General features: G+C 59.6%; 19 protein-coding genes. 9 read left to right on the top strand and 10 right to left on the bottom strand.

Features of this window, described 5'->3' with window-relative positions; all coding sequences use genetic code 11:
• Positions 1-33 precede the first annotated feature (33 nt).
• A complete protein-coding gene (gene elbB / locus PSH69_RS28700) occupies positions 34-702 on the bottom strand; it encodes an isoprenoid biosynthesis glyoxalase ElbB (protein ID WP_064621048.1) in 669 nt (222 codons plus the stop codon).
• 114 nt (positions 703-816) lie between these two features.
• Between elbB and PSH69_RS28695 the strand changes: the two genes are divergently transcribed.
• Complete coding sequence (locus tag PSH69_RS28695) at positions 817-2,052, top strand: sterol desaturase family protein (protein ID WP_305410479.1); 1,236 nt, start codon at positions 817-819, stop codon at positions 2,050-2,052.
• On the opposite strand, the gene PSH69_RS28690 is transcribed toward PSH69_RS28695, so the two are convergent.
• Entirely contained in the window at positions 2,033-2,665 is a 633-nt protein-coding gene (locus PSH69_RS28690) for a DedA family protein (protein WP_064621046.1), read from the bottom strand. The two genes, PSH69_RS28695 and PSH69_RS28690, sit on opposite strands and share 20 nt — an antisense overlap.
• 208 nt (positions 2,666-2,873) lie before the next feature.
• Here PSH69_RS28690 and hemB point away from each other — a divergent pair, with 208 nt between their 5' ends.
• Together hemB and ppk1 are read left to right on the top strand one after the other, a co-directional pair.
• On the top strand, positions 2,874-3,887 hold the full coding sequence (hemB, locus tag PSH69_RS28685; RefSeq protein WP_019580521.1) for a porphobilinogen synthase: 1,014 nt from the start codon (positions 2,874-2,876) through the stop codon (positions 3,885-3,887).
• A gap of 18 nt (positions 3,888-3,905) precedes the next feature.
• Positions 3,906-6,128, top strand: coding sequence for a polyphosphate kinase 1 (gene ppk1 / locus PSH69_RS28680; RefSeq protein WP_018927564.1), 2,223 nt, complete (start codon positions 3,906-3,908; stop codon positions 6,126-6,128).
• Positions 6,129-6,306: 178 nt separating this feature from the next.
• Here ppk1 and ppx read toward each other — a convergent pair whose 3' ends face one another.
• The 5 genes from ppx to PSH69_RS28655 form a co-directional block, all read right to left on the bottom strand.
• Positions 6,307-7,809 carry an exopolyphosphatase gene (gene ppx, locus PSH69_RS28675; protein WP_305410478.1) on the bottom strand — a complete coding sequence of 501 codons (1,503 nt, stop codon included), beginning with the start codon at positions 7,807-7,809 and terminating at the stop codon, positions 6,307-6,309.
• Positions 7,810-8,053: 244 nt separating this feature from the next.
• Positions 8,054-8,791, bottom strand: coding sequence for an amino acid ABC transporter ATP-binding protein (locus PSH69_RS28670; protein ID WP_305410477.1), 738 nt, complete (start codon positions 8,789-8,791; stop codon positions 8,054-8,056).
• Positions 8,778-9,428: an amino acid ABC transporter permease gene (locus tag PSH69_RS28665; protein ID WP_007899375.1), complete on the bottom strand. Its 651-nt coding sequence runs from the start codon at positions 9,426-9,428 to the stop codon at positions 8,778-8,780. Before PSH69_RS28665 ends, PSH69_RS28670 begins: the two co-directional genes overlap by 14 nt.
• Entirely contained in the window at positions 9,425-10,105 is a 681-nt protein-coding gene (locus PSH69_RS28660; RefSeq protein WP_305410475.1) for an amino acid ABC transporter permease, read from the bottom strand. The genes PSH69_RS28665 and PSH69_RS28660 overlap by 4 nt, the downstream gene beginning before the upstream one ends.
• A 22-nt stretch (positions 10,106-10,127) precedes the next feature.
• On the bottom strand, positions 10,128-10,913 hold the full coding sequence (locus PSH69_RS28655; RefSeq protein ID WP_018927568.1) for a transporter substrate-binding domain-containing protein: 786 nt from the start codon (positions 10,911-10,913) through the stop codon (positions 10,128-10,130).
• A 258-nt stretch (positions 10,914-11,171) separates the two neighbouring features.
• Between PSH69_RS28655 and PSH69_RS28650 the strand changes: the two genes are divergently transcribed.
• The 5 genes from PSH69_RS28650 to PSH69_RS28630 all read left to right on the top strand — a co-directional run bounded on the left by PSH69_RS28650 (position 11,172) and on the right by PSH69_RS28630 (position 16,410).
• On the top strand, positions 11,172-11,879 hold the full coding sequence (locus tag PSH69_RS28650) for a FadR/GntR family transcriptional regulator (protein ID WP_305410474.1): 708 nt from the start codon (positions 11,172-11,174) through the stop codon (positions 11,877-11,879).
• Between the two features lie 120 nt (positions 11,880-11,999).
• Positions 12,000-12,329, top strand: a complete 330-nt coding sequence (gene trxA, locus PSH69_RS28645) for a thioredoxin TrxA (protein WP_003206727.1) — start codon at positions 12,000-12,002, stop codon at positions 12,327-12,329.
• A gap of 247 nt (positions 12,330-12,576) precedes the next feature.
• On the top strand, positions 12,577-13,836 hold the full coding sequence (rho, locus tag PSH69_RS28640) for a transcription termination factor Rho (RefSeq protein ID WP_007899384.1): 1,260 nt from the start codon (positions 12,577-12,579) through the stop codon (positions 13,834-13,836).
• Between the two features lie 139 nt (positions 13,837-13,975).
• A complete protein-coding gene (gene ubiD / locus PSH69_RS28635; protein ID WP_305410473.1) occupies positions 13,976-15,442 on the top strand; it encodes a 4-hydroxy-3-polyprenylbenzoate decarboxylase in 1,467 nt (488 codons plus the stop codon).
• Positions 15,442-16,410 carry a CDP-6-deoxy-delta-3,4-glucoseen reductase gene (locus PSH69_RS28630; protein ID WP_305410472.1) on the top strand — a complete coding sequence of 323 codons (969 nt, stop codon included), beginning with the start codon at positions 15,442-15,444 and terminating at the stop codon, positions 16,408-16,410. The genes ubiD and PSH69_RS28630 overlap by 1 nt, the downstream gene beginning before the upstream one ends.
• Positions 16,411-16,424: 14 nt before the next feature.
• Here PSH69_RS28630 and PSH69_RS28625 read toward each other — a convergent pair whose 3' ends face one another.
• Positions 16,425-16,868, bottom strand: a complete 444-nt coding sequence (locus PSH69_RS28625; RefSeq protein ID WP_370695272.1) for a sn-glycerol-3-phosphate transporter — start codon at positions 16,866-16,868, stop codon at positions 16,425-16,427.
• Positions 16,869-17,252: 384 nt separating this feature from the next.
• Here PSH69_RS28625 and PSH69_RS28620 point away from each other — a divergent pair, with 384 nt between their 5' ends.
• Positions 17,253-17,921, top strand: coding sequence for a gamma-glutamylcyclotransferase (locus tag PSH69_RS28620; RefSeq protein ID WP_018927574.1), 669 nt, complete (start codon positions 17,253-17,255; stop codon positions 17,919-17,921).
• Here PSH69_RS28620 and glpT read toward each other — a convergent pair.
• Entirely contained in the window at positions 17,897-19,246 is a 1,350-nt protein-coding gene (gene glpT, locus PSH69_RS28615; protein ID WP_018927575.1) for a glycerol-3-phosphate transporter, read from the bottom strand. The two genes, PSH69_RS28620 and glpT, sit on opposite strands and share 25 nt — an antisense overlap.
• A 203-nt stretch (positions 19,247-19,449) precedes the next feature.
• Positions 19,450-20,427 carry an NADPH:quinone oxidoreductase family protein gene (locus PSH69_RS28610; protein WP_305410470.1) on the bottom strand — a complete coding sequence of 326 codons (978 nt, stop codon included), beginning with the start codon at positions 20,425-20,427 and terminating at the stop codon, positions 19,450-19,452.
• Positions 20,428-20,550: the final 123 nt, after the last annotated feature.

Genomic DNA, 20,550 nt, shown 5'->3' with positions numbered 1-20,550 from the left:
CGTTCCCACGCGAAGTGGGAACAATCACGAGTGTTACTCGTCGTTTTCGTGGGTCAGTTCCAGTACGCGGTCGACCAGTTTGTTGATGCCAGATGCGGCTTCGCTGATCGATTGCGCAAGCATGTACGCCGGCGTGCTCACCAGCTTGCGCGCCTTGTCTTCGACAATGTCGGTCACTGCGCACTCGGCGTGGGTGGCGCCCATCTTGTTCATCGCGGCGGCGGTATCGGCATCGTTGCCGATGGTGCAGGTCACGCCCGGGCCGTAGATTTTTGCCGCCAGGGCCGGCGAGATGCAGATCAGCCCCACCGGTTTGCCAGCCTCGGCGAACGCTTCGGTCAACGCCAGGACGTCAGGTTGAACGCTGCAGCCGGCGCCTTCGACGGCAAAGTTCGACAGGTTCTTGGCCGCCCCGAAACCACCGGGAACGATCAGCGCATCGAAATCTTCGACGTCCGCTTCACGGATATCCTTGATGTTGCCCCGGGCGATACGCGCCGATTCCACCAGCACGTTGCGCGATTCGGGCATTTCTTCGCCAGTCAGGTGGTTGATCACATGCAACTGCGCGATGTTGGGTGCGAAGCACTGCACCTGGGCACCGCGCTGGTCCAGCCGCAGCAGGGTGATCACGCTTTCGTGGATCTCGGCGCCGTCGTACACGCCACAGCCGGAAAGGATCACTGCAATTTTTTTGCTCATGGGCTTTTCTCCAGATTCATGGCGTTAAATGTCCACTAATTTGTCACTCGTTGCCATAGGGTTAATTCGCGGCTACACCTAATCTCTGCTGAACGATTCCGATCAGGTCGCGTCATGAACTTCATTCTGTATGCGGTGCCGTTTTTCTTTGTGCTGATTGCGGTCGAGTTGTTGGCCGACCGTTGGCGCGGGGTGAGCAATTACCGCGTGGCAGACGCGATCAACAGCCTCAGCACCGGCGTATTGTCGACCACCACGGGCCTGTTGACCAAAGGTGTCGGCCTGGTCACTTATGCCTTCGCCCTTAAACACCTGGCCGTGATCGAGCTGTCGGCCGACAGTGTCTGGGTCTGGGTATTCGCTTTTGTCTTCTACGACTTCTGCTACTACTGGCTGCACCGCATGGGCCATGAGCGCAACATCCTCTGGGCCGCACATTCAGTGCATCACCAGAGTGAGGACTACAACCTCTCCACAGCCTTGCGCCAGACCAGCACCGGGTTTCTGTTGAGCTGGATTTTCTACCTGCCCCTGGCCGTGCTCGGCGTGCCGCTGCTGGTGTTCGTCAGCGTTGCGGCGTTGAACCTGCTGTACCAGTTTTGGGTGCATACCCGGCATATTCCCAAGCTTGGCTGGTTCGAGTGGTTCTTCGTCACGCCGTCCAATCATCGGGCCCACCATGCACAGAACGCTCTTTACATGGATCGCAACTACGGCGGGGTGTTCATTATTTGGGACCGTCTGTTCGGCTCGTTCCAGGAAGAGGACGATAACGAACCGGTGATATTCGGCGTGACCACGCCGCTGGCGAGCTGGAATCCGTTGTGGGCGAACGTGCAGTTTTACGCGCAGTTGTGGGATGACGCCCGGCGCGCCGAGCGCTGGTGGGACAAGCTGCGGATCTGGTTCATGCGCACCGGTTGGCGGCCGGCGGACGTGGCGGCCAAATACCCGATGAACAAGCCGGACCTGGCTCAGTTCCGCAAATTCGAGGTGCCGCTGGACGGACGTCAGCAGTGGTATGTGGCGCTGCAGTTCTGCGTCTACATCACCTTGGGCAGTTACTTGATGAATCTGGAGCAGAGCCTGCCGACCGCAGCCCTGGTATTGGGTTGGGGCGCCGTGGCGTTGGGGTTGTTCGTGTTGGGCGCAGCCCTGGAGAATCGCCCGCAGGCGTTGAAGCTGGAGCTGTTGCGGCTGGTGTCGAACCTGCCGCTGGTGTGGCTGGCGCCGATGGTCGGGCTATGGCCGGGCAGCGCGGTGGGCTGGGTAGGGCTGCTCAGTTACAGCCTGCTCAGCGGCATCGGTCTCTACTGTTGTAGAAACCGCGTCACTCGATGGGCGTCGTAGGTTCGTTGGACTTGGCCTGTTCGGCTTTCAATGCCTGCTCATCGGCGTAGATCTTTTTCGCCAAGCGGGCATTCTTGAAGCGTCGCCGCAGCCACAGGACAAAGCCCAGGACCAGCAGGGCGCCCAGCACCCACAGCTCGTACTTCTTGACACTGCCCAGCATACCTTCGAGCACCGCGCCGAAGTGATACGCAGCCGCTGCCAGCGCCGCAGCCCAGATGGCCGCGCCAATCCCGTTGAGCAGCAGATAGCGTCCCGGCGGATAGCCCGACAGACCGATTGCCACCGGCATCACGGTGCGCAAACCATAGACAAAACGGAAGCTCAGCACCCAGATGTCCGGGTGCTTGCGGATATGTTCCAGTGCCCGATCGCCCATCAATTGCCAGCGCGGTTTGCGCGCCAGCAATTTGCGCCCGTGCTTGCGCCCCAGGAAGTACCACAGCTGATCGCCGGCATAACTGCCGAAGAACGCCACGACCACCACCAGGTTGATGTCCATGTACCCACGGAACGCGAGGAAGCCTGCGAGCACCAGAATGGTTTCGCCTTCGAAAAACGTGCCGAGGAACAGGGCGAAGTAGCCGAAGTCATGTAGAAATTGTTGGAGCATTGTCTGGGTGCTGGCGAAATGAACGCGCAGCCTAACCCTTCGTGCACATTCATGAAAGTGTCCAAATGTGTCTCGACGTGAACATTTCCTACAAGGACAATGGAATGCGACTACCTGCCACAGGGGTGCACATAACTGTAATACGTTGGTCATAATGGCCGCTTATAACTGTCACGCTCGCCCGCCAGCGCGGGCTCAGGAGTCTGCCGTGAGCTTTACCCCCGCCAACCGTTTGTTTCCTGCAACCCGCCTGCGTCGCAACCGTCGTGATGATTTTTCGCGTCGTCTGGTCCGTGAAAACGTACTGACCGTCGATGACCTGATCCTGCCGGTATTCGTGCTGGACGGTGAAAACCGTCGCGAAGCAGTGGCGTCGATGCCGGGCGTCGAACGCCTGACCATCGATCTGTTGCTGGAAGAGGCTGCCAAATGGGTCGAGCTGGGCATTCCGGCGCTGGCACTGTTCCCGGTGACGCCACCGGAACTCAAGTCACTGGATGCCGCCGAAGCCTGGAACCCCAACGGCATCGCCCAGCGCGCTACCCGCGCTCTGCGTGCGCAGTTCCCGGAGCTGGGTGTGATCACCGACGTCGCCCTGGACCCGTTCACCACTCATGGTCAAGACGGCATTCTCGACGAAGAAGGCTATGTGCAGAACGACATTACCGTCGACGCACTGGTTAAGCAGGCTTTGTCCCACGCCGAGGCCGGCGCTCAAGTGGTGGCTCCGTCAGACATGATGGACGGGCGCATTCAGGCGATCCGCGAAGCGCTGGAGCTGGCGGGGCACGTCAATGTGCGGATCATGGCCTACTCGGCCAAGTACGCCAGTGCCTACTACGGCCCGTTCCGTGATGCGGTGGGTTCGGCGTTGAACCTGGGCAAGGCCAACAAGGCCTCCTATCAGATGGACCCGGCCAACAGCAACGAAGCCCTGCACGAAGTGGCGGCCGACTTGTCAGAAGGCGCGGACATGGTCATGGTCAAGCCAGGCATGCCGTATCTGGATATTCTTTATCGGGTCAAGGAAGCGTTCAAAGTGCCGACCTTTGTGTATCAGGTCAGCGGCGAATACGCCATGCACATGGCGGCGATCCAGAATGGCTGGTTGAGCGAAGGGGTTATCCTCGAATCCCTGACCGCTTTTAAACGTGCAGGCGCTGATGGCATCCTGACTTACTTTGCCGTCCGTGCTGCTCAATTGTTACGAGAGCAAAAATAGCCCTCCCAGGAACATTCGATGAATACCGAAGGACTCACTGAAGTTGCCGTAAAAGACGCTCAACCTGTGGTGGAGCAAATCGCTGAAACTCCACCGGAGCTGGAGCCCGCTCCACCCGCGGTGGTGGCCGAGCCCGTTGTGGCGGCGCCAGCGATTGCCATTCCCGGTCTGGATGACAGCAGCCTGTACATCCATCGCGAGCTCTCGCAACTGCAGTTCAACATCCGCGTGCTGGAACAGGCGCTGGATGAGTCCTACCCATTGCTGGAGCGGCTGAAGTTTTTGCTGATCTTCTCCAGCAACCTGGACGAGTTCTTCGAGATTCGTGTGGCCGGCCTGAAGAAGCAGATCACCTTCGCCCGTGAACAGGCCGGCGCCGATGGCTTGCAACCGCACCAGGCCCTGGCCCGCATCAGCGAATTGGTGCACGGTCACGTCGACCGCCAATACGCGATCCTCAACGATATTCTTTTGCCGGAACTGGAAAAACATCAGGTCCGCTTCATCCGTCGTCGTTACTGGACTACCAAGCTCAAGACTTGGGTCCGCCGTTATTTCCGCGACGAGATCGCGCCGATCATCACCCCGATCGGCCTCGACCCGACGCACCCGTTCCCGTTGCTGGTGAACAAGAGCCTGAACTTCATCGTCGAGCTCGAAGGCATCGACGCCTTCGGTCGCGATTCCGGCCTGGCGATCATCCCGGCGCCGCGTCTGCTGCCGCGGATCATCAAGGTACCGGAAGAAGTCGGCGGCCCGGGTGACAACTACGTGTTCCTGTCGTCGATGATCCACGCGCACGCTGATGACCTGTTCCAGGGCATGAAGGTCAAGGGCTGCTACCAGTTCCGCTTGACCCGCAACGCCGACCTCGCGGTCGATACCGAAGACGTGGAAGACCTGGCCCGCGCCCTGCGCGGCGAGTTGTTCTCCCGTCGCTACGGTGATGCGGTGCGGCTGGAAGTGGCCGACACCTGCCCGAAACACCTGTCCGATTACCTGCTCAAGCAGTTCAACCTGCAGGAAACCGAGCTGTATCAGGTCAACGGTCCGGTCAACCTGACCCGGCTGTTCAGCATCACCGGCCTGGACAGTCATCCGGAGCTGCAATACACGCCGTTCACCCCGCAGATCCCGAAACTGCTGCAGAACAGCGAGAACATTTTCAGCGTGATCAGCAAGCAGGACATCCTGCTGCTGCACCCGTTCGAGTCCTTCACCCCGGTGGTCGACTTGCTGCGCCAGGCGGCCAAGGATCCACACGTGTTGGCGGTTCGCCAGACGTTGTATCGCAGCGGCGCCAACTCGGAGATCGTCGATGCGCTGGTGGATGCGGCGCGTAACGGCAAGGAAGTGACGGCGGTGATCGAATTGCGCGCGCGGTTCGATGAAGAATCCAACCTGCAGCTGGCCAGCCGTCTGCAGGCGGCCGGCGCCGTGGTGATTTACGGCGTGGTCGGCTTCAAGACCCACGCCAAGATGATGCTGATTCTGCGTCGCGAAGCCGGCGAGATTGTTCGCTACGCTCACTTGGGTACCGGCAACTACCACGCGGCCAACGCCCGTCTGTACACCGACTACAGCCTGCTGACCTCCGACGATGCCTTGTGCGAAGACGTCGGCAAACTGTTCAGCCAGTTGATCGGCATGGGTAAAACCCTGCGCATGAAAAAACTGCTGCACGCGCCGTTCACGTTGAAGAAGGGCATGCTCGACATGATTGCCCGGGAGACGCAATTCGCCCTCGACGGCAAACCGGCGCACATCATCGCCAAGTTCAACTCGCTGACCGATCCAAAGGTCATCCGCGCGTTGTACAAGGCCAGCCAGTCCGGGGTACGCATCGATCTGGTGGTGCGCGGCATGTGCTGCCTGCGACCGGGCATCGCCGGGGTATCGCATAACATCCACGTACGTTCGATCATCGGTCGTTTCCTGGAGCACACCCGGGTTTTCTACTTCCTCAATGGCGGTGAAGAGCAGATGTTCCTGTCCAGTGCCGACTGGATGGAACGCAACCTCGACAAGCGCGTCGAGACTTGCTTCCCGGTCGAGGGCAAGAAGCTGATTTTGCGGGTCAAGAAAGAGCTGGAGCTTTATCTTACCGACAACACCCACAGCTGGAGCCTGCAGTCGGACGGTCGCTACGTCCGTAATACACCGACCGGCAACCAGAACCCGCGCAGCGCCCAGGCCACCTTGCTGGAGCGGTTGGGCAGCCCGATTCTGGCGGTGCGTTAACGCAAACCTTGGGCGATAAAAAATGGCGATCCATGTGGATCGCCATTTTTTTTACCTCGCCCGAGCGATGAGCGATGAATGACTGTGGCGAGGGAGCTTGCTCCCGCTGGACTGCGTAGCAGTCCTTCTTTTGGGGCCGCTGCGAGGCCCAACGGGAGCAAGCTCCCTCACCACAGGCTTAGCGAACGTTCAGCACGAAGCTGACGCGGGTCAGCCATTCGGCTTCCAGGGCGAAGTCGGCCTGGGTCAACTGGTTGTCATCCAGCCAATGTTCCGGGAATAACACATCCAGGCTGTCGCCGTTGGCGTGCAGCACGACCTGTGGCATTTCCTGGGTGCCACGGATGTGGTGGAACAGAATCGCAAAGCGCAGCAGCACGCACAGGCGAATCAGCTTGATGCCATCGTCGCCAAAATCGGCAAACCTGTCCTTGGGAATATTGCGACGGTGGCCACGCACCAGTAGCGCGAGCATCAGTTGGTCTTCGCGGGAGAACCCGGCCAGGTCCGAGTGCTCGATCAGGTAGGCGCCGTGTTTGTGGTACTGATAGTGCGCGATGTCCAGGCCCACTTCGTGGACCTTGGCCGCCCAGCTCAGCAGTTCGCGCCAGACACCGTCGTCCAGGTCCCAATCCTCGGCCACCTGATCGAAGGCATGCAGCGCCTTGCGCTCGACTCGCGCAGCTTGTTCCAGGTCGACGTGGTAGCGCTCCATCAGCGAGCTGAGCGTGCGCTCACGGACATCTTCGTGATGATGACGGCCCAGCAGGTCATAGAGCACGCCTTCGCGCAGGGCGCCTTCACAGTGGTCCATGCGTTGCAGTTCGAGGGCATCGAAGATTGCTTCGAGAATCGCCAGCCCGGCGGGGAAGATCGCCCGGCGGTCGGGCTTGATGCCTTCGAAGTCGATTTTCTCGACATCACCGAGTTTGATCAGCTTGCGCTTGAGCCAGGCCAAGCCTTCGGCGTTCACCTCGCCAGTGCCATGCCCGCCGGCCTTCAGCGCCAGGCCAATGGCGCGAATGGTGCCCGAGGAGCCGATGGCTTCATCCCAGGTCAGGCGGTGCAGGGCGTGTTCGATGCTCATGATCTCCAGGCGCGCCGCGGTGTACGCCTGGGCGTAGCGGGCCGGGGTGATCTTGCCGTCCTTGAAATAGCGTTGGGTGTAGCTGACGCAGCCCATTTGCAGGCTTTCGCGCAGCAGCGGTTCGAAGCGCTGGCCAATGATGAATTCGGTACTGCCGCCGCCGATGTCGGCCACCAGGCGTTTGCCCGGGGTGTCGGCGAGGGTGTGGGAGACGCCGAGGTAAATCAGGCGCGCTTCTTCACGGCCGGAGATGACTTCTACCGGATGGCCGAGGATTTCTTCGGCCCGATGGATGAATTCACCGCGGTTACGGGCTTCGCGCAGGGCGTTGGTGCCGACGATCCGCACGGTGCCCGGTGGCATACCGTTGATCAGTTGGGCAAAACGCTTCAGGCAATCGAGCCCGCGCTGCATGGATTCTTCGCTGAGTTGACGCTCTTCGTCGATGCCGGCGGCCAGCTGAACCTTCTCCCCGAGACGCTCGAGAATCCGGATTTCGCCGTTCTGGGCCTTGGCCACGACCATGTGAAAGCTGTTGGAGCCCAGGTCGATTGCGGCGATCAGGGACAGATTCTTGACTTGGGATAGCGGCATGGTCAGGGGGTCTCGGTCGATAACCTCGACATCCTGCCACGATCAAACGCTCGCGCCAACGCGTACGGTTTAATGCCTTGATCCAGCGCACGGACGACGTGGGTTCCTGTGGCGAGGGAGCTTGCTCCCGCTGGGCAGCGCAGCGGCCCCAAAACCATTCAACGCAGTGCTTCAGGAAAAGCCGGCCAGCAGGTTTACGACTGCTGCGCAGCCGAGCGGGGGCAAGCTCCCTCGCCACAGCGGTTCAGCCCGCCGCCTCCACGGTCCCAATGAAGTTCGCCAGCTCCGCCGTCTGCGGGTTGGCAAACAACACCTTCGGATCTCCCACCTCATGCACCTTACCCTGGTGCATGAACACTAATTTGTCGCCCACCTCACGGGCAAAACGCATCTCATGGGTGACCATGATCAATGTCATGCCTTCCCTGGCCAGTTGCCGGACCACGCTCAACACCTCATTGACCAGTTCCGGGTCCAGGGCCGAGGTGATTTCGTCGCACAGCAAGACTTTCGGTGACATCGCCAGCGCCCGGGCAATCGCTACCCGCTGTTGCTGGCCACCGGAGAGTCGATCCGGGAAGGCATCGAATTTTTCGCCTAATCCGACCCGTTCCAGCATCTGCCGCGCCAGTTCGGTGGCTTTGGTTTTCGGCACTTTCTGCACCACTTGCGGCGCAAGCATGACGTTTTCGCCGACGGTCAGGTGCGGGAACAGGTTGAACTGCTGGAACACCATCCCGACTTTCTGCCGCAGGCTGCGCAGGTCGGCGCGGGCGGCGTCGAGGTATTCGCCGTCGACTTCGATCACGCCGTCGTTGATCGATTCCAGACCATTGAGGGTGCGCAGCAAGGTGGACTTGCCCGATCCGCTGCGACCGATGATTGCTACCACCTGGCCTTCCTCGATACTCAGATCGATGCCTTTGAGCACATGGTGGTCGCCGTAATATTTATGCAGGGCGGAAATTCTAAGCAGAGGCATGCAGTCTCCTTTCCAGGTAGCGCGCACTGAGGGACAAGGGGTAGCAGAGCAGGAAGTAACCGAGGGCGACGAGGCCGTAGACCATGAAGGGTTCGAAGGTCGCGTTGGCGAGCATGCCGCCGGTCTTGGTCAGTTCGGTGAAGCCGATGATCGAGGTGACGGCGGTGCCCTTGACCACTTGCACCGAGAAGCCCACGGTCGGCGCCACGGCGATGCGCAGCGCTTGTGGCAGGATCACGTAACGCAATTGCTCCAGCGGGTTGAGCGCCAGGCTCGACGAGGCTTCCCACTGGCCATTGGGGATCGAGTCGACGCAACCGCGCCAGATCTCCGCCAGGTAGGCGCTGGTGAACAGCGTCAAGGCAATCGCCGCCGCCATCCACGGTGAAATTTCCACACCGGCCAAGGCCACACCGAAGAACACCAGAAACAGCTGCATCAACAGCGGCGTGCCCTGGAACAATTCGATGTAGGTGCGGGCGAAGTGGCTGGGCAGGGATTTCTTAGAAATCCGCATCACCATGATCAGCAAACCGATCAGCCCACCGCCGATAAACGCCACCAGCGACAACGCCAGAGTCCATTGCAGGCCTGTGAGCAGGTTGCGCAGGATGTCCCAGAAGGTGAAATCGCTCATTGGCTGCTCCTTGCACTGCTTTTGGACAGGTAGCGGCGGCCGATCCAGTTCAGCAATTGGCGGATCAGCAGCGCCATGCACAGGTAGAGCAGCGTGGTCAGGGCATAGGTTTCAAAGGCGCGGAAGTTGCGCGATTGAATGAAGTTGGCGGCGAAACTCAGCTCTTCGGTGGCGATCTGCGAACAGACCGCCGAGCCGAGCATGACGATGATGATCTGGCTGCTCAGGGCCGGCCAGACCTTGCCCAGTGCCGGCAGCAGAACCACGTGGCGGAAGGCTTCGAAACGCGACATTGCCAGGGCGGCTGCGGCTTCCAGTTGCCCGCGGGGGATCGCTTGAATGCCGGCGCGGATGATCTCGGTCGAATAGGCGCCCAGGTTGATCACCATCGCCAGCACCGCCGCCTGCCATTCGGAAATCTGCAGTCCCAGCGACGGCAAACCGAAGAAGATGAAAAACAACTGCACCAGAAAGGGTGTGTTGCGGATCAACTCGACGTAGACCCCGAAAATGCCGGCGAACGGACGGATGTTCCACGCCCGCACCAACGCGCCGACGATGCCCAGAGCGACCCCGAACACTGCGCCAACGGCCGTCAGCTCAAGGGTGAACAACGCACCGCGCAGCAGCAGGTCGGTGTTTTCCACCACCGGCAAGAAATCGAACTGATAAGCCATAAGTCGTCTCCCGAGCGAACGATCAGAGATCGGCCGGCAGCGGTTCTTTCAACCAGGTTTGCGAGTTCTTTTCCAGCGCACCGTCAGCCTTGGCGGTGGTGAGGATCTGATTGACCTTGTCCAGCAACGCCGGCTCGTTCTTGTTCACGCCGACGTACACCGGAGAGTCCTTGAGCTTCACTTTCAGGGCCGGTACGCGTTTCGGGTTTTTCTCGCTGATCGCCACCATCACCACGTTGCCGCTGGCGATCAGGTCGACTTGCCCGGCAAGGTAGGCGGCGATGGTCGAGTTGTTGTCTTCGAAGCGTTTGATGGTCACGCCTTCGGGGGCGACTTTGGTCAGCTCGATGTCTTCGATGGCGCCACGGGTGACGCTGATGGTTTTGCCCTTGAGATCGTCCAGGCCCTTGATGGCGGCGTCTGGCGGACCGAATACGGCGAGGTAGAACGGCGCGTAGGCACGGGAGAAATCAATGACTTTCTCGCGTTCAGGGTTCTTGCCGAGGCTGGAAATCACCAGGTCGACCTTGCCGGTGGTCAGGAACGGGATGCGATTGGTGCTGTTGACCGGGGTCAGTTCGAGTTTGACCTTGAGTTGGTCGGCCAGCAGTTTGGCGGTATCGATGTCGAGGCCGCGCGGTTTCATGTCCGGGCCGACCGAACCGAACGGCGGGAAGTCCTGGGGCACGGCGACTTTGAGGGTGCCGCGTTTGACCACATCCTCCAGACCGTCGGCGTGGGCGGGTGCCTGGCTCAGCATCAGGCTGGCAAACAGGGCGGCGAGGAGGGCGCTGTAACGCTGGGTCATGGCAAATCTCCGGATCGGCGGGAAGTGATTTCTGCGGATCGACAGAGCACGGGCCATGCCAAGATTCGGTTTCAGGGGGCGCAAGCCACGGTTTTGCTGGTGTTGCTCGGTCTTACTGGTCTGAACAGTCAGGTGGAATTTCGCACCCTGATGGCGCACCCGTGGACAATCCCGAACCCCCATGGGGCACGACTTGCCGGATGTCGCGAATAGCTTTACAACTAGCCGCTCATTGGCCTGGTTCGTCTGAAAAAAACCATGAACTCGATCTCCCGCGCAGTACCCGAAGTGGCGCTGCAAGCCATCCGTAAATTGATCACTGAGCAAGGTTTCGGACCGGGGGATGCCTTGCCCTCGCAACGGGATCTGGCGGTGCAATTGGGGGTCAGCCGGGCGTCGTTGCGCGAGGCGTTGTCGTCCCTGAGTGCGCTGGGCGTGATCAGCATCCAGCCGGGCAAGGGCGTGTTCGTGCAGTCACCGGTCGATCTGCCCCGGGGCGATGCGGTGCCGGGCTGGCCATTCGCGGCCCAGGCATCGCCACTGGACATCTTCCAGTTGCGCTATGCGCTGGAGGGTTTTGCCTCGGGTTTGGCGGCCGTGACCCTGAGCACCGAGGATCTCGATGCCCTGGAAGACAACGTCGCCGCCATGCGCAACGAACTGCGTGCCGCCAACTTCGATGCAGCGGCGCGACTGGACTTCGAGTTTCACCGGCGCATCCTCCTGGCCAGCGGCAATCAGGCGATGCTGAGCATCCTGACAGCCAGCGCCGACATCTTTCTGGAGAGCCAGAAGCTACCGTTCATCCGGACCGAACGGGCCATGGAAACCTGGCAGGAACACCGTAAAATCCTCCGTGCACTGGCGCGCCGATCGTCCGGCGCCGCACAGAAGGCCATGCAGGAGCATGTGCGCAACGCCGCCCTGCGCACCGGAATTGCCTTCGTCGCTCCCGCCACCTCGTGACTTGAGCTATACCCAAATTCATGGGCCGCCATAGCGAGACTCAATCATCTGCGGCTTCCTGAACGGGGGAAGGGCAGCTATGATGGGCCACGTTTTTTTGCTTACAACCTGGAGACTTCCATGAGCAGCGATCTTATCAAACACGTTAGCGACGCTAGCTTCGAGGCCGACGTACTCAAGGCCGAAGGCGCTGTACTGGTCGACTACTGGGCTGAGTGGTGCGGCCCTTGCAAAATGATCGCTCCTGTCCTGGACGAAATTGCCGAGACCTACAAAGGCAAGCTGACCGTTGCCAAACTGAACATCGACGAAAACCAGGAAACCCCGGCCAAGCACGGCGTGCGTGGTATCCCGACACTGATGCTGTTCAAGAACGGCAACGTCGAAGCCACCAAGGTCGGCGCGCTGTCGAAGTCGCAACTGGCCGCTTTCCTCGACGCCAACATCTAAGCGTTGTTATAAAGCGTCATGAAAAGGCCCCGCATATTGCGGGGCCTTTTCGTTATTGAGGGCTAGACGCTCCGAAACTCAGGTGGTACATTCGGCCCCGCACTGGTTTCTCCACTGCCCCCTGCTAGCCGTCGCCGACGCACTCCTTTTCGAATAAGTACGCGATCCTGTCGCCTTCTCTGCGGCGCGGCCTCATTAAGCCAAAAGCTTAATTTCCCCCCTCCATAAATGATTACGTCATTCCTATATGAATCTGACTGAACTCAAGCAAAAGCCGATTACCGAACTGCTCGAATTGGCCGAACAGATGGGCATAGAAAATATGGCCCGTTCGCGCAAGCAGGACGTGATTTTCTCCCTGCTCAAAAAGCACGCGAAAAGCGGCGAGGAAATCTCCGGTGATGGCGTGCTGGAGATTCTCCAGGACGGCTTCGGCTTCCTGCGCTCCGCTGACGCTTCCTATCTCGCCGGCCCGGACGATATCTACGTCTCGCCGAGCCAGATCCGTCGCTTCAACTTGCGCACCGGTGACACCATCGTTGGCAAGATCCGTCCTCCAAAGGAAGGCGAGCGGTATTTCGCGCTGCTGAAGGTCGACACGATCAACTACGATCGTCCCGAGAACGCGAAAAACAAGATTCTCTTCGAGAACCTGACCCCGCTGTTCCCGACCGTGCGCATGAAGATGGAAGCCGGCAACGGTTCCACCGAAGACTTGACCGGTCGTGTCATCGACCTGTGCGCCCCGATCGGCAAAGGCCAGCGCGGCCTGATCGTTGCTCCGCCGAAAGCCGGTAAAACGATCATGCTGCAGAACATCGCGGCAAACATCGCGCGTAACAATCCTGAAGTTCACCTGATCGTGCTGTTGATCGACGAGCGTCCGGAAGAAGTGACCGAAATGCAGCGCACCGTGCGCGGCGAAGTGGTTGCCTCGACGTTCGACGAGCCGCCAACCCGCCACGTGCAGGTTGCTGAAATGGTGATCGAGAAGGCCAAGCGCCTGGTCGAGCACAAGAAGGACGTGGTGATTCTGCTCGACTCCATCACCCGTCTGGCCCGTGCCTACAACACCGTGATCCCGAGCTCCGGCAAGGTGCTGACCGGTGGTGTCGATGCTCACGCCCTGGAGAAACCGAAACGTTTCTTCGGCGCTGCGCGGAACATCGAAGAAGGCGGCTCGTTGACCATCATCGCCACCGCACTGGTTGAAACCGGTTCGAAGATGGACGAAGTGATCTACGAAGAATTCAAAGGCACCGGCAACATGGAACTGCCTCTGGATCGCAAGATCGCCGAGAAACGCGTGTTCCCGGCCATCAACATCAACCGTTCCGGTACTCGCCGCGAAGAGCTGCTGACAGCCGACGACGAACTGCAGCGTATGTGGATCCTGCGCAAACTGCTGCACCCGATGGATGAAGTCTCTGCCATCGAGTTCCTGGTCGACAAGCTGAAACAGACCAAGACCAACGACGAGTTCTTCCTGTCGATGAAACGCAAGTAAATCGAACAGGCCAAAAAGCCGGGGAAACCCGGCTTTTTGCTATCTGATTTTTGATCAACGGCAGTTCGTGGTTCTGAACTGAGGGGTTCGGCGCTAAACTGCCACCCCCCGAACGCCATGGCCAAAACGAGGCTCACGCATGCAGTATCGCGACTTGCGCGACTTTATCAGCGGCCTGGAACAGCGCGGCGAACTCAAGCGCATCCAGGTTCCGGTGTCCCCAGTGCTCGAAATGACCGAGGTCTGCGACCGCACATTGCGCGCCAAAGGCCCGGCCCTGCTTTTCGAAAAGCCCACGGGTTATGATATCCCTGTGCTCGGCAATCTGTTCGGTACGCCTGAGCGCGTGGCGCTGGGCATGGGTGCAGAGGCGGTGAGCGAGTTGCGCGAAATCGGCAAGTTGCTGGCGTTCCTCAAGGAGCCCGAGCCGCCGAAAGGTTTGAAGGACGCCTGGTCCAAGTTGCCGATCTTTCGCAAGATCATCTCGATGGCGCCGAAAGTCGTCAAAGACGCGGTGTGCCAGGAAGTGGTCATCGAAGGCGACGATGTCGATCTCGCGATGTTGCCGGTGCAGACCTGCTGGCCAGGCGATGTCGGCCCGCTGATCACTTGGGGCCTGACTGTCACCAAAGGTCCGAACAAGGATCGCCAGAACCTCGGCATCTACCGTCAACAGGTGATCGGTCGCAACAAGGTGATCATGCGCTGGTTGAGCCACCGTGGCGGCGCGCTGGATTACCGCGAATGGTGCGAAAAAAACCCCGGCCAGCCGTTCCCGGTGTCCGTGGCGCTGGGCGCTGACCCGGCCACCATTCTTGGCGCCGTGACGCCGGTGCCGGACAGCCTCTCCGAATACGCTTTCGCCGGTCTGCTGCGGGGCAATCGCACCGAACTGGTGAAATGCCGCGGCAACGACCTGCAAGTACCGGCTACGGCCGAAATCATCCTCGAAGGCGTGATTCATCCGGGCGAAATGGCCGATGAAGGTCCGTACGGCGACCACACCGGCTACTACAACGAAGTCGACAGCTTCCCGGTGTTCACCGTCGAGCGCATCACCCATCGGATCAAGCCGATCTACCACAGCACCTACACCGGCCGTCCGCCGGATGAGCCGGCGATTCTCGGTGTGGCGCTGAACGAAGTGTTCGTGCCGATCCTGCAGAAGCAATTCCCGGAGATCACTGACTTCTACCTGCCTCCCGAAGGCTGCTCGTACCGCATGGCCATCGTGACCATGAAGAAGTCGTATCCCGGCCACGCCAAGCGGGTAATGCTCGGTGTCTGGTCGTTTTTGCGACAGTTCATGTACACCAAGTTCGTTATCGTCACCGACGACGATATCAACGCACGGGACTGGAACGACGTGATCTGGGCCATTACCACGCGCATGGACCCCAAGCGCGACACGGTGATGATCGATAACACGCCGATCGACTACCTGGACTTCGCCTCGCCGGTCTCCGGCCTGGGTTCGAAGATGGGGCTCGATGCCACGCATAAATGGCCAGGCGAAACCACCCGTGAGTGGGGCCGGGTCATCGTCAAGGATGAAGCCGTTACCCAACGGATCGATGCCATCTGGAATCAGTTAGGAATAGATTGATGCGTGTAACCTTGCAGCCCTCCGGAGCAGTGCTTGAGATTCTGCCCGGCGAGCGGATTCTCGACGGCGCGCGGCGCCTGGGCTATGAATGCCCGCAAAGCTGTCGTAACGGCAATTGCCATGTGTGCGGCGCGTTGCTGGTGGAAGGGCGGGTCGAACAGGCTGGCGATGTGCGCGACCATGGCGAGTTCTACACTTGCATTGCAGAGCCGCTGGAAGACTGCATCGTGCTGTGGGATGGCGTGCTCGCGCTGGGAGAACTGCCGGTGCGCAGCGTGTCGTGTCAGGTCATTGAATGCAGCGACGTCGGCGGCGATACCTGGCGCGTGCGTCTGCGTGCGCCAGCGGGCAAGCCGCCGCGCTATCACGCCGGTCAGTACCTGATGATCGAGCGTGAGAATGGCGAGAAATCCGCTTTTTCCCTGGCCTCTGCACCGCATTCCGGCCGCGACCTGGAAATTCATGTGCTGGCGCGCGAAAGCAGCGCGCTGAGCCTGATCGAACAGCTCCAGCGCAACCCGATGGTGCGGATCGAGATGCCGTTCGGCGACACCCATCTGGCGGAACTGCCGAACGGTCCTCTCGTACTCATTGCTGCCGGTACCGGCATGGGCCAGATCCACAGCCTCATCGAACATTGCCGCGCCACGGGCTTCAAGCATCCGGTGCACCTGTATTGGGGCGTACGTCGTCCCGAAGACTTTTATGAGATCGAACATTGGGATGAATGGCTGAAGCTGCCCAATCTGTTCCTGCATAAAGTCGTCAGCGATCAATGCGGCTGGGAGGGGCGTTGCGGCATGTTGCATGAGGCGGTGTGTGAGGATTTCCCTGATCTGAAAGCACTGCACGTCTATGCCAGCGGCTCGCCGGCCATGGTCTACGGCACGCTCGATGCTTTGGTCGAAGCGGGGATGGATGCCCATCAAATGCGTGCCGATGTATTTGCTTACGCCCCGCGATCATAGGTGCGTGAACCGTTCTAGAAGCGCACCCCGGTTGTCACCATGGCGGCATTGAAGCCGAGCAACACCAGCTCGGCTGCCAATGGTCCGTAGTGTGCCCCGACTGAAGGAATGATCACCGGCGCGACACCGAAGTGATTCAGAGGGATCTTGTCCTGAGACTTGCCGCTGTAACCTTGCAACAGACCACCGGTGAGTTTTATGTACACGGGATAGCCAGCACTCTCGTAGCGTTTGCCCGCATACGCATAATATGAACGCTGGCTGAACGAGTTGCGAAAAGTTGCGCCACCAAACAACCAACCGGACGCTTGCTCGCGCTCAAGACCGATGAGGTCCTGATTGTTATTGTGGTCGGAGTCGGGGGAGAAGTGTCTGGTATAGACGCTGGCCTGCAAATACCAGGAGCCGGTGTCTTTCGCAGAGGTGTCCTCGGCCAGCGAATGCTGCGCCGTGAGCATTAGAAGTAACCCGTAAATCCATGGTGTTTTCATTGTTCAGGCCTTTGAGGCAGTTTGGTTTGCGTCTTTGGGTGGCCGTTATGCGCGACGTAAAGCTGCAATGGGTAGGCGGTAAATCCGAAGGGTTTGTAGGTGTTTTCTCCTAAGTGAGCTTCATCCTAGACGCGCCGAATGCTTATGTATATTTCGTTCTGGTATTTAAGAATTCTCTTAAATGATATTAGGGTATATAGCCAAGCCCTCCAGCTTCAGTATTGGTTTTTTATGGGAGACGCAAGGTCATAGGACGCTTAGTACTTTTCGTTTTAGTATTACTGCTATATGTTCTATGAAGTGAAAGTTGTTTATATTTTGTAATAATCGCTGGGCCGAAATTTTATTGCCATGAGCGCTATTGAATCTGCTTTCTTGAATCTGGCTTACCCTCCGCGGCTCGATCTGGGGCCGCAGCTTACACACGAACAATTGCTCAGCTCGATGCAGTCGACCATGGCGCGCCACAAGGGTGGGCCGGTCTGGTTATTCGCGTATGGTTCGCTGATCTGGCGGCCTGAATGTGCGGCGGTTGAGCGGGTGCGCGGCCGGGTGCATGGCTACCATCGCGGTTTGTACCTGTGGTCCCACGAGCATCGCGGCACACCGGAAGTGCCGGGGCTGGTATTTGGCCTGGATCGCGGTGGTTCCTGCAGCGGGTTCGCCTATCGTTTGCCCGAAGAACAACTCGAAGCTTCACTTTATGCACTCTGGCAGCGCGAGATGCCATTCCCTTCCTATCGTCCACACTGGCTCAACTGCCGTCTTGAAAACGGAAACCAGGTTCAGGCGTTGGGATTTGTATTGGAGCGGCACCTGCCCAGCTATGCCGGCAACTTGCCGGATCACGTGCTGAGCCAGGTATTCGAGAACGCTTGCGGGCGCTATGGCACCACTCGCGAGTATGTCGAGCAGACCGCCCACGCCCTGCGTAGCCACGCCATGCCAGACCGGAATCTGGAGGCGCGGCTCAAGCGCTGTAAATCAAAGGCAGATCAGGCGAGCGCTTCGCGGCCCTGACTGGCGACGTTTTTGTGGCCCAGGGTGGGTGCCAGGAACGCCATCGCCAGCAGGCAGGCAACGACCAACAGAATGAAGCCGCCATTCCAGCCGAAATAGTCCACTGTGTAGCCCATCATGGCACTGGCCGCGACGGAACCACCCAAGTAGCCGAACAGGCCGGTAAAGCCTGCGGCCGTGCCCGCGGCCTTCTTTGGCACCAGTTCCAGCGCCTGCAGGCCGACCAGCATCACCGGGCCGTAGATCAGGAAGCCGATGGCGAACAGCGAGATCATGTCGATCATCGGATTGCCCGGTGGATTCAGCCAATACACGATCGTCGCAACGGTCACCAACGCCATGAACACCATGCCGGTCAGGCCACGGTTGCCACGGAAGATCTTGTCCGACATCCAGCCGCACAGCAGCGTGCCGGGAATGCCCGCCCACTCGTACAGGAAGTAAGCCCACGACGTCTTGTCGAAGTCGAAGTGCTTGACCTCTTTGAGGTAGGTCGGCGCCCAGTCCAGAATGCCGTAGCGCAGCAGGTAGACGAAGACGTTAGCCAGTGCGATGAACCAGAGCATTTTGTTGCGCAGCACGTATTTGACGAAGATGTCCTTGGCGCTGAATTCCTCTTCGTGACTGGCGTCGTAGCCTTCCGGGTAATCGTTTTTGTACTTCTCAATCGGCGGCAGGCCCGTCGACTGCGGAGTATCGCGCATCACAATGAAGGCAAACACGGCGACCAACAGCGCCACGGCAGCCGGTACGTAGAACTTGCTGTGCCAGTCGTTGAACCAGCCCATGCCGAGAATCGCCAGCGGGCCGATCAAGCCACCGCCAACGTTATGCGCGGTGTTCCAGACCGAAACCACACCGCCACGCTCTTTCTGTGACCACCAATGCACCATGGTTCGCCCGCTCGGCGGCCAGCCCATGCCTTGCGCCCAGCCGTTGATGAACAGCAGGATGAACATCATGGTCACGCTGGAGGTGGCCCAAGGTGCGAAACCGAAAACGAACATCACCGCGGCGGACACCACCAGGCCAAAGGGCAGGAAGTAACGCGGGTTGGAGCGGTCGGACACGATGCCCATCAGAAACTTGGACAGGCCGTAGGCGATTGCAATCGCCGACATCGCCACACCCAGCTGGCCTTTTGTATAGCCTTGGGCGATCAGGTCCGGGAATGCCAGGGTGAAGTTCTTGCGCAGCAGGTAGTAACCGGCATAGCCAATGAAAATCCCGGCGAAGATCTGCCAGCGAAGGCGTCGGTAGGTGCTGTCTATTTTTTCTTCAGGCAATGGAGCCTGATGTGCGGCAGGACGAAAGAAAGCAAACATTCAAGAGCTCCAGATTTCTTGTTTTGACTGCGGATGCGAATGTTACAGTTTCGTTACCGAAAATAGCACCGGTTCGCATCGGCAAAACAGCGGAAATGTTGGAGATTGCATGTTCCTTTATGAACATGTCGCTCAGGTATAAATGAGAGTCGGTACGGGGATGGCGGAGCCAGATCGCAGTCTGCGACCTGGCTGGAAAACGATCAACGAACCTGCACGACCACCTTCCCGACCGCCTTGCGCTGGCCAAGATCATTGATCGCCTGCGCCGCATTGCTCAGTGGATACACCTGCGACACCAGCGGTTTCAACTTGCCTTCGGCGAACCAGTGAAACAACTGCTGGAAGTTCGCCGCGTTGTCCTGTGGTTGGCGCTGGGCAAACGAGCCCCAGAACACGCCGATCACTGCAGCACCTTTGAGCAGTGCCAGGTTCACTGGCAGTTCGGGGATACGTCCACTGGCGAAACCGACCACCAGAAGACGACCGTTCCAGGCGATGGCGCGGATGGCCTGGTCGAACAGGTCCCCGCCCACCGGATCGTAGATCACGTCGGCGCCCTGGCCGTCGGTCAGGCGTTTGATTTCGTCCTTGAGGCTGGTTTCGCTGTAGTTGATAAGCTCATCGGCGCCGGCGGCTTTGGCCACCGCGAGTTTTTCCGCACTGCTCGCGGCGGCGATCACCCGGGCGCCCATGGCTTTGCCGATTTCCACGGCGGCGAGGCCGACGCCGCCGGACGCGCCGAGCACCAGCAAGGTTTCGCCGGGTTGCAGGTTGCCTCGTTGCTTGAGGGCGTGCATCGAAGTGCCGTAGGTCATGCTGAAAGCGGCGGCAGTGTTGAAGTCCATCGATGGCGGGATCGGCAGCACGTTGTAGCCCGGCACCGAGACCTGCTCGGCGAAACTGCCCCAGCCAGTCAGAGCCATGACCCGGTCACCGACCTTGAGGTGGCTGACCTTTTCCCCCACCGCGCTGACCACGCCAGCCGCTTCGCCACCCGGTGAAAACGGGAAGGGCGGTTTGAACTGGTATTTGCCCTCGATGATCAGCGTGTCCGGGAAATTCACCCCGGCCGCGTGCACGTCCAGCAGGATTTCGTTCTTCTTCGCAACAGGACTGGCGACGTCTTCCAGCACCAGCGATTCGGCAGGGCCGAAGGCTTTGCACAGCACGGCTTTCATCAGGGCTATTCCTTTGGGAGTGATGGCCGATAAGTGTAGGTGTGTGAGTTAACGGGTCAACGAGCATGCCCGGCCCTGATAGTCAGCCATAAGCTTGTGCTTGAGCGGCGGGTCGTTATGCTA

Origin of the sequence: Pseudomonas sp. FP1740 (genome assembly GCF_030687165.1) — a bacterium.
Classification (GTDB): Bacteria; Pseudomonadota; Gammaproteobacteria; order Pseudomonadales; family Pseudomonadaceae; genus Aquipseudomonas.
The sequence above is the reverse complement of the archived record's forward strand: the minus strand, read 5'-3'. Positions and strand labels throughout refer to the sequence as shown.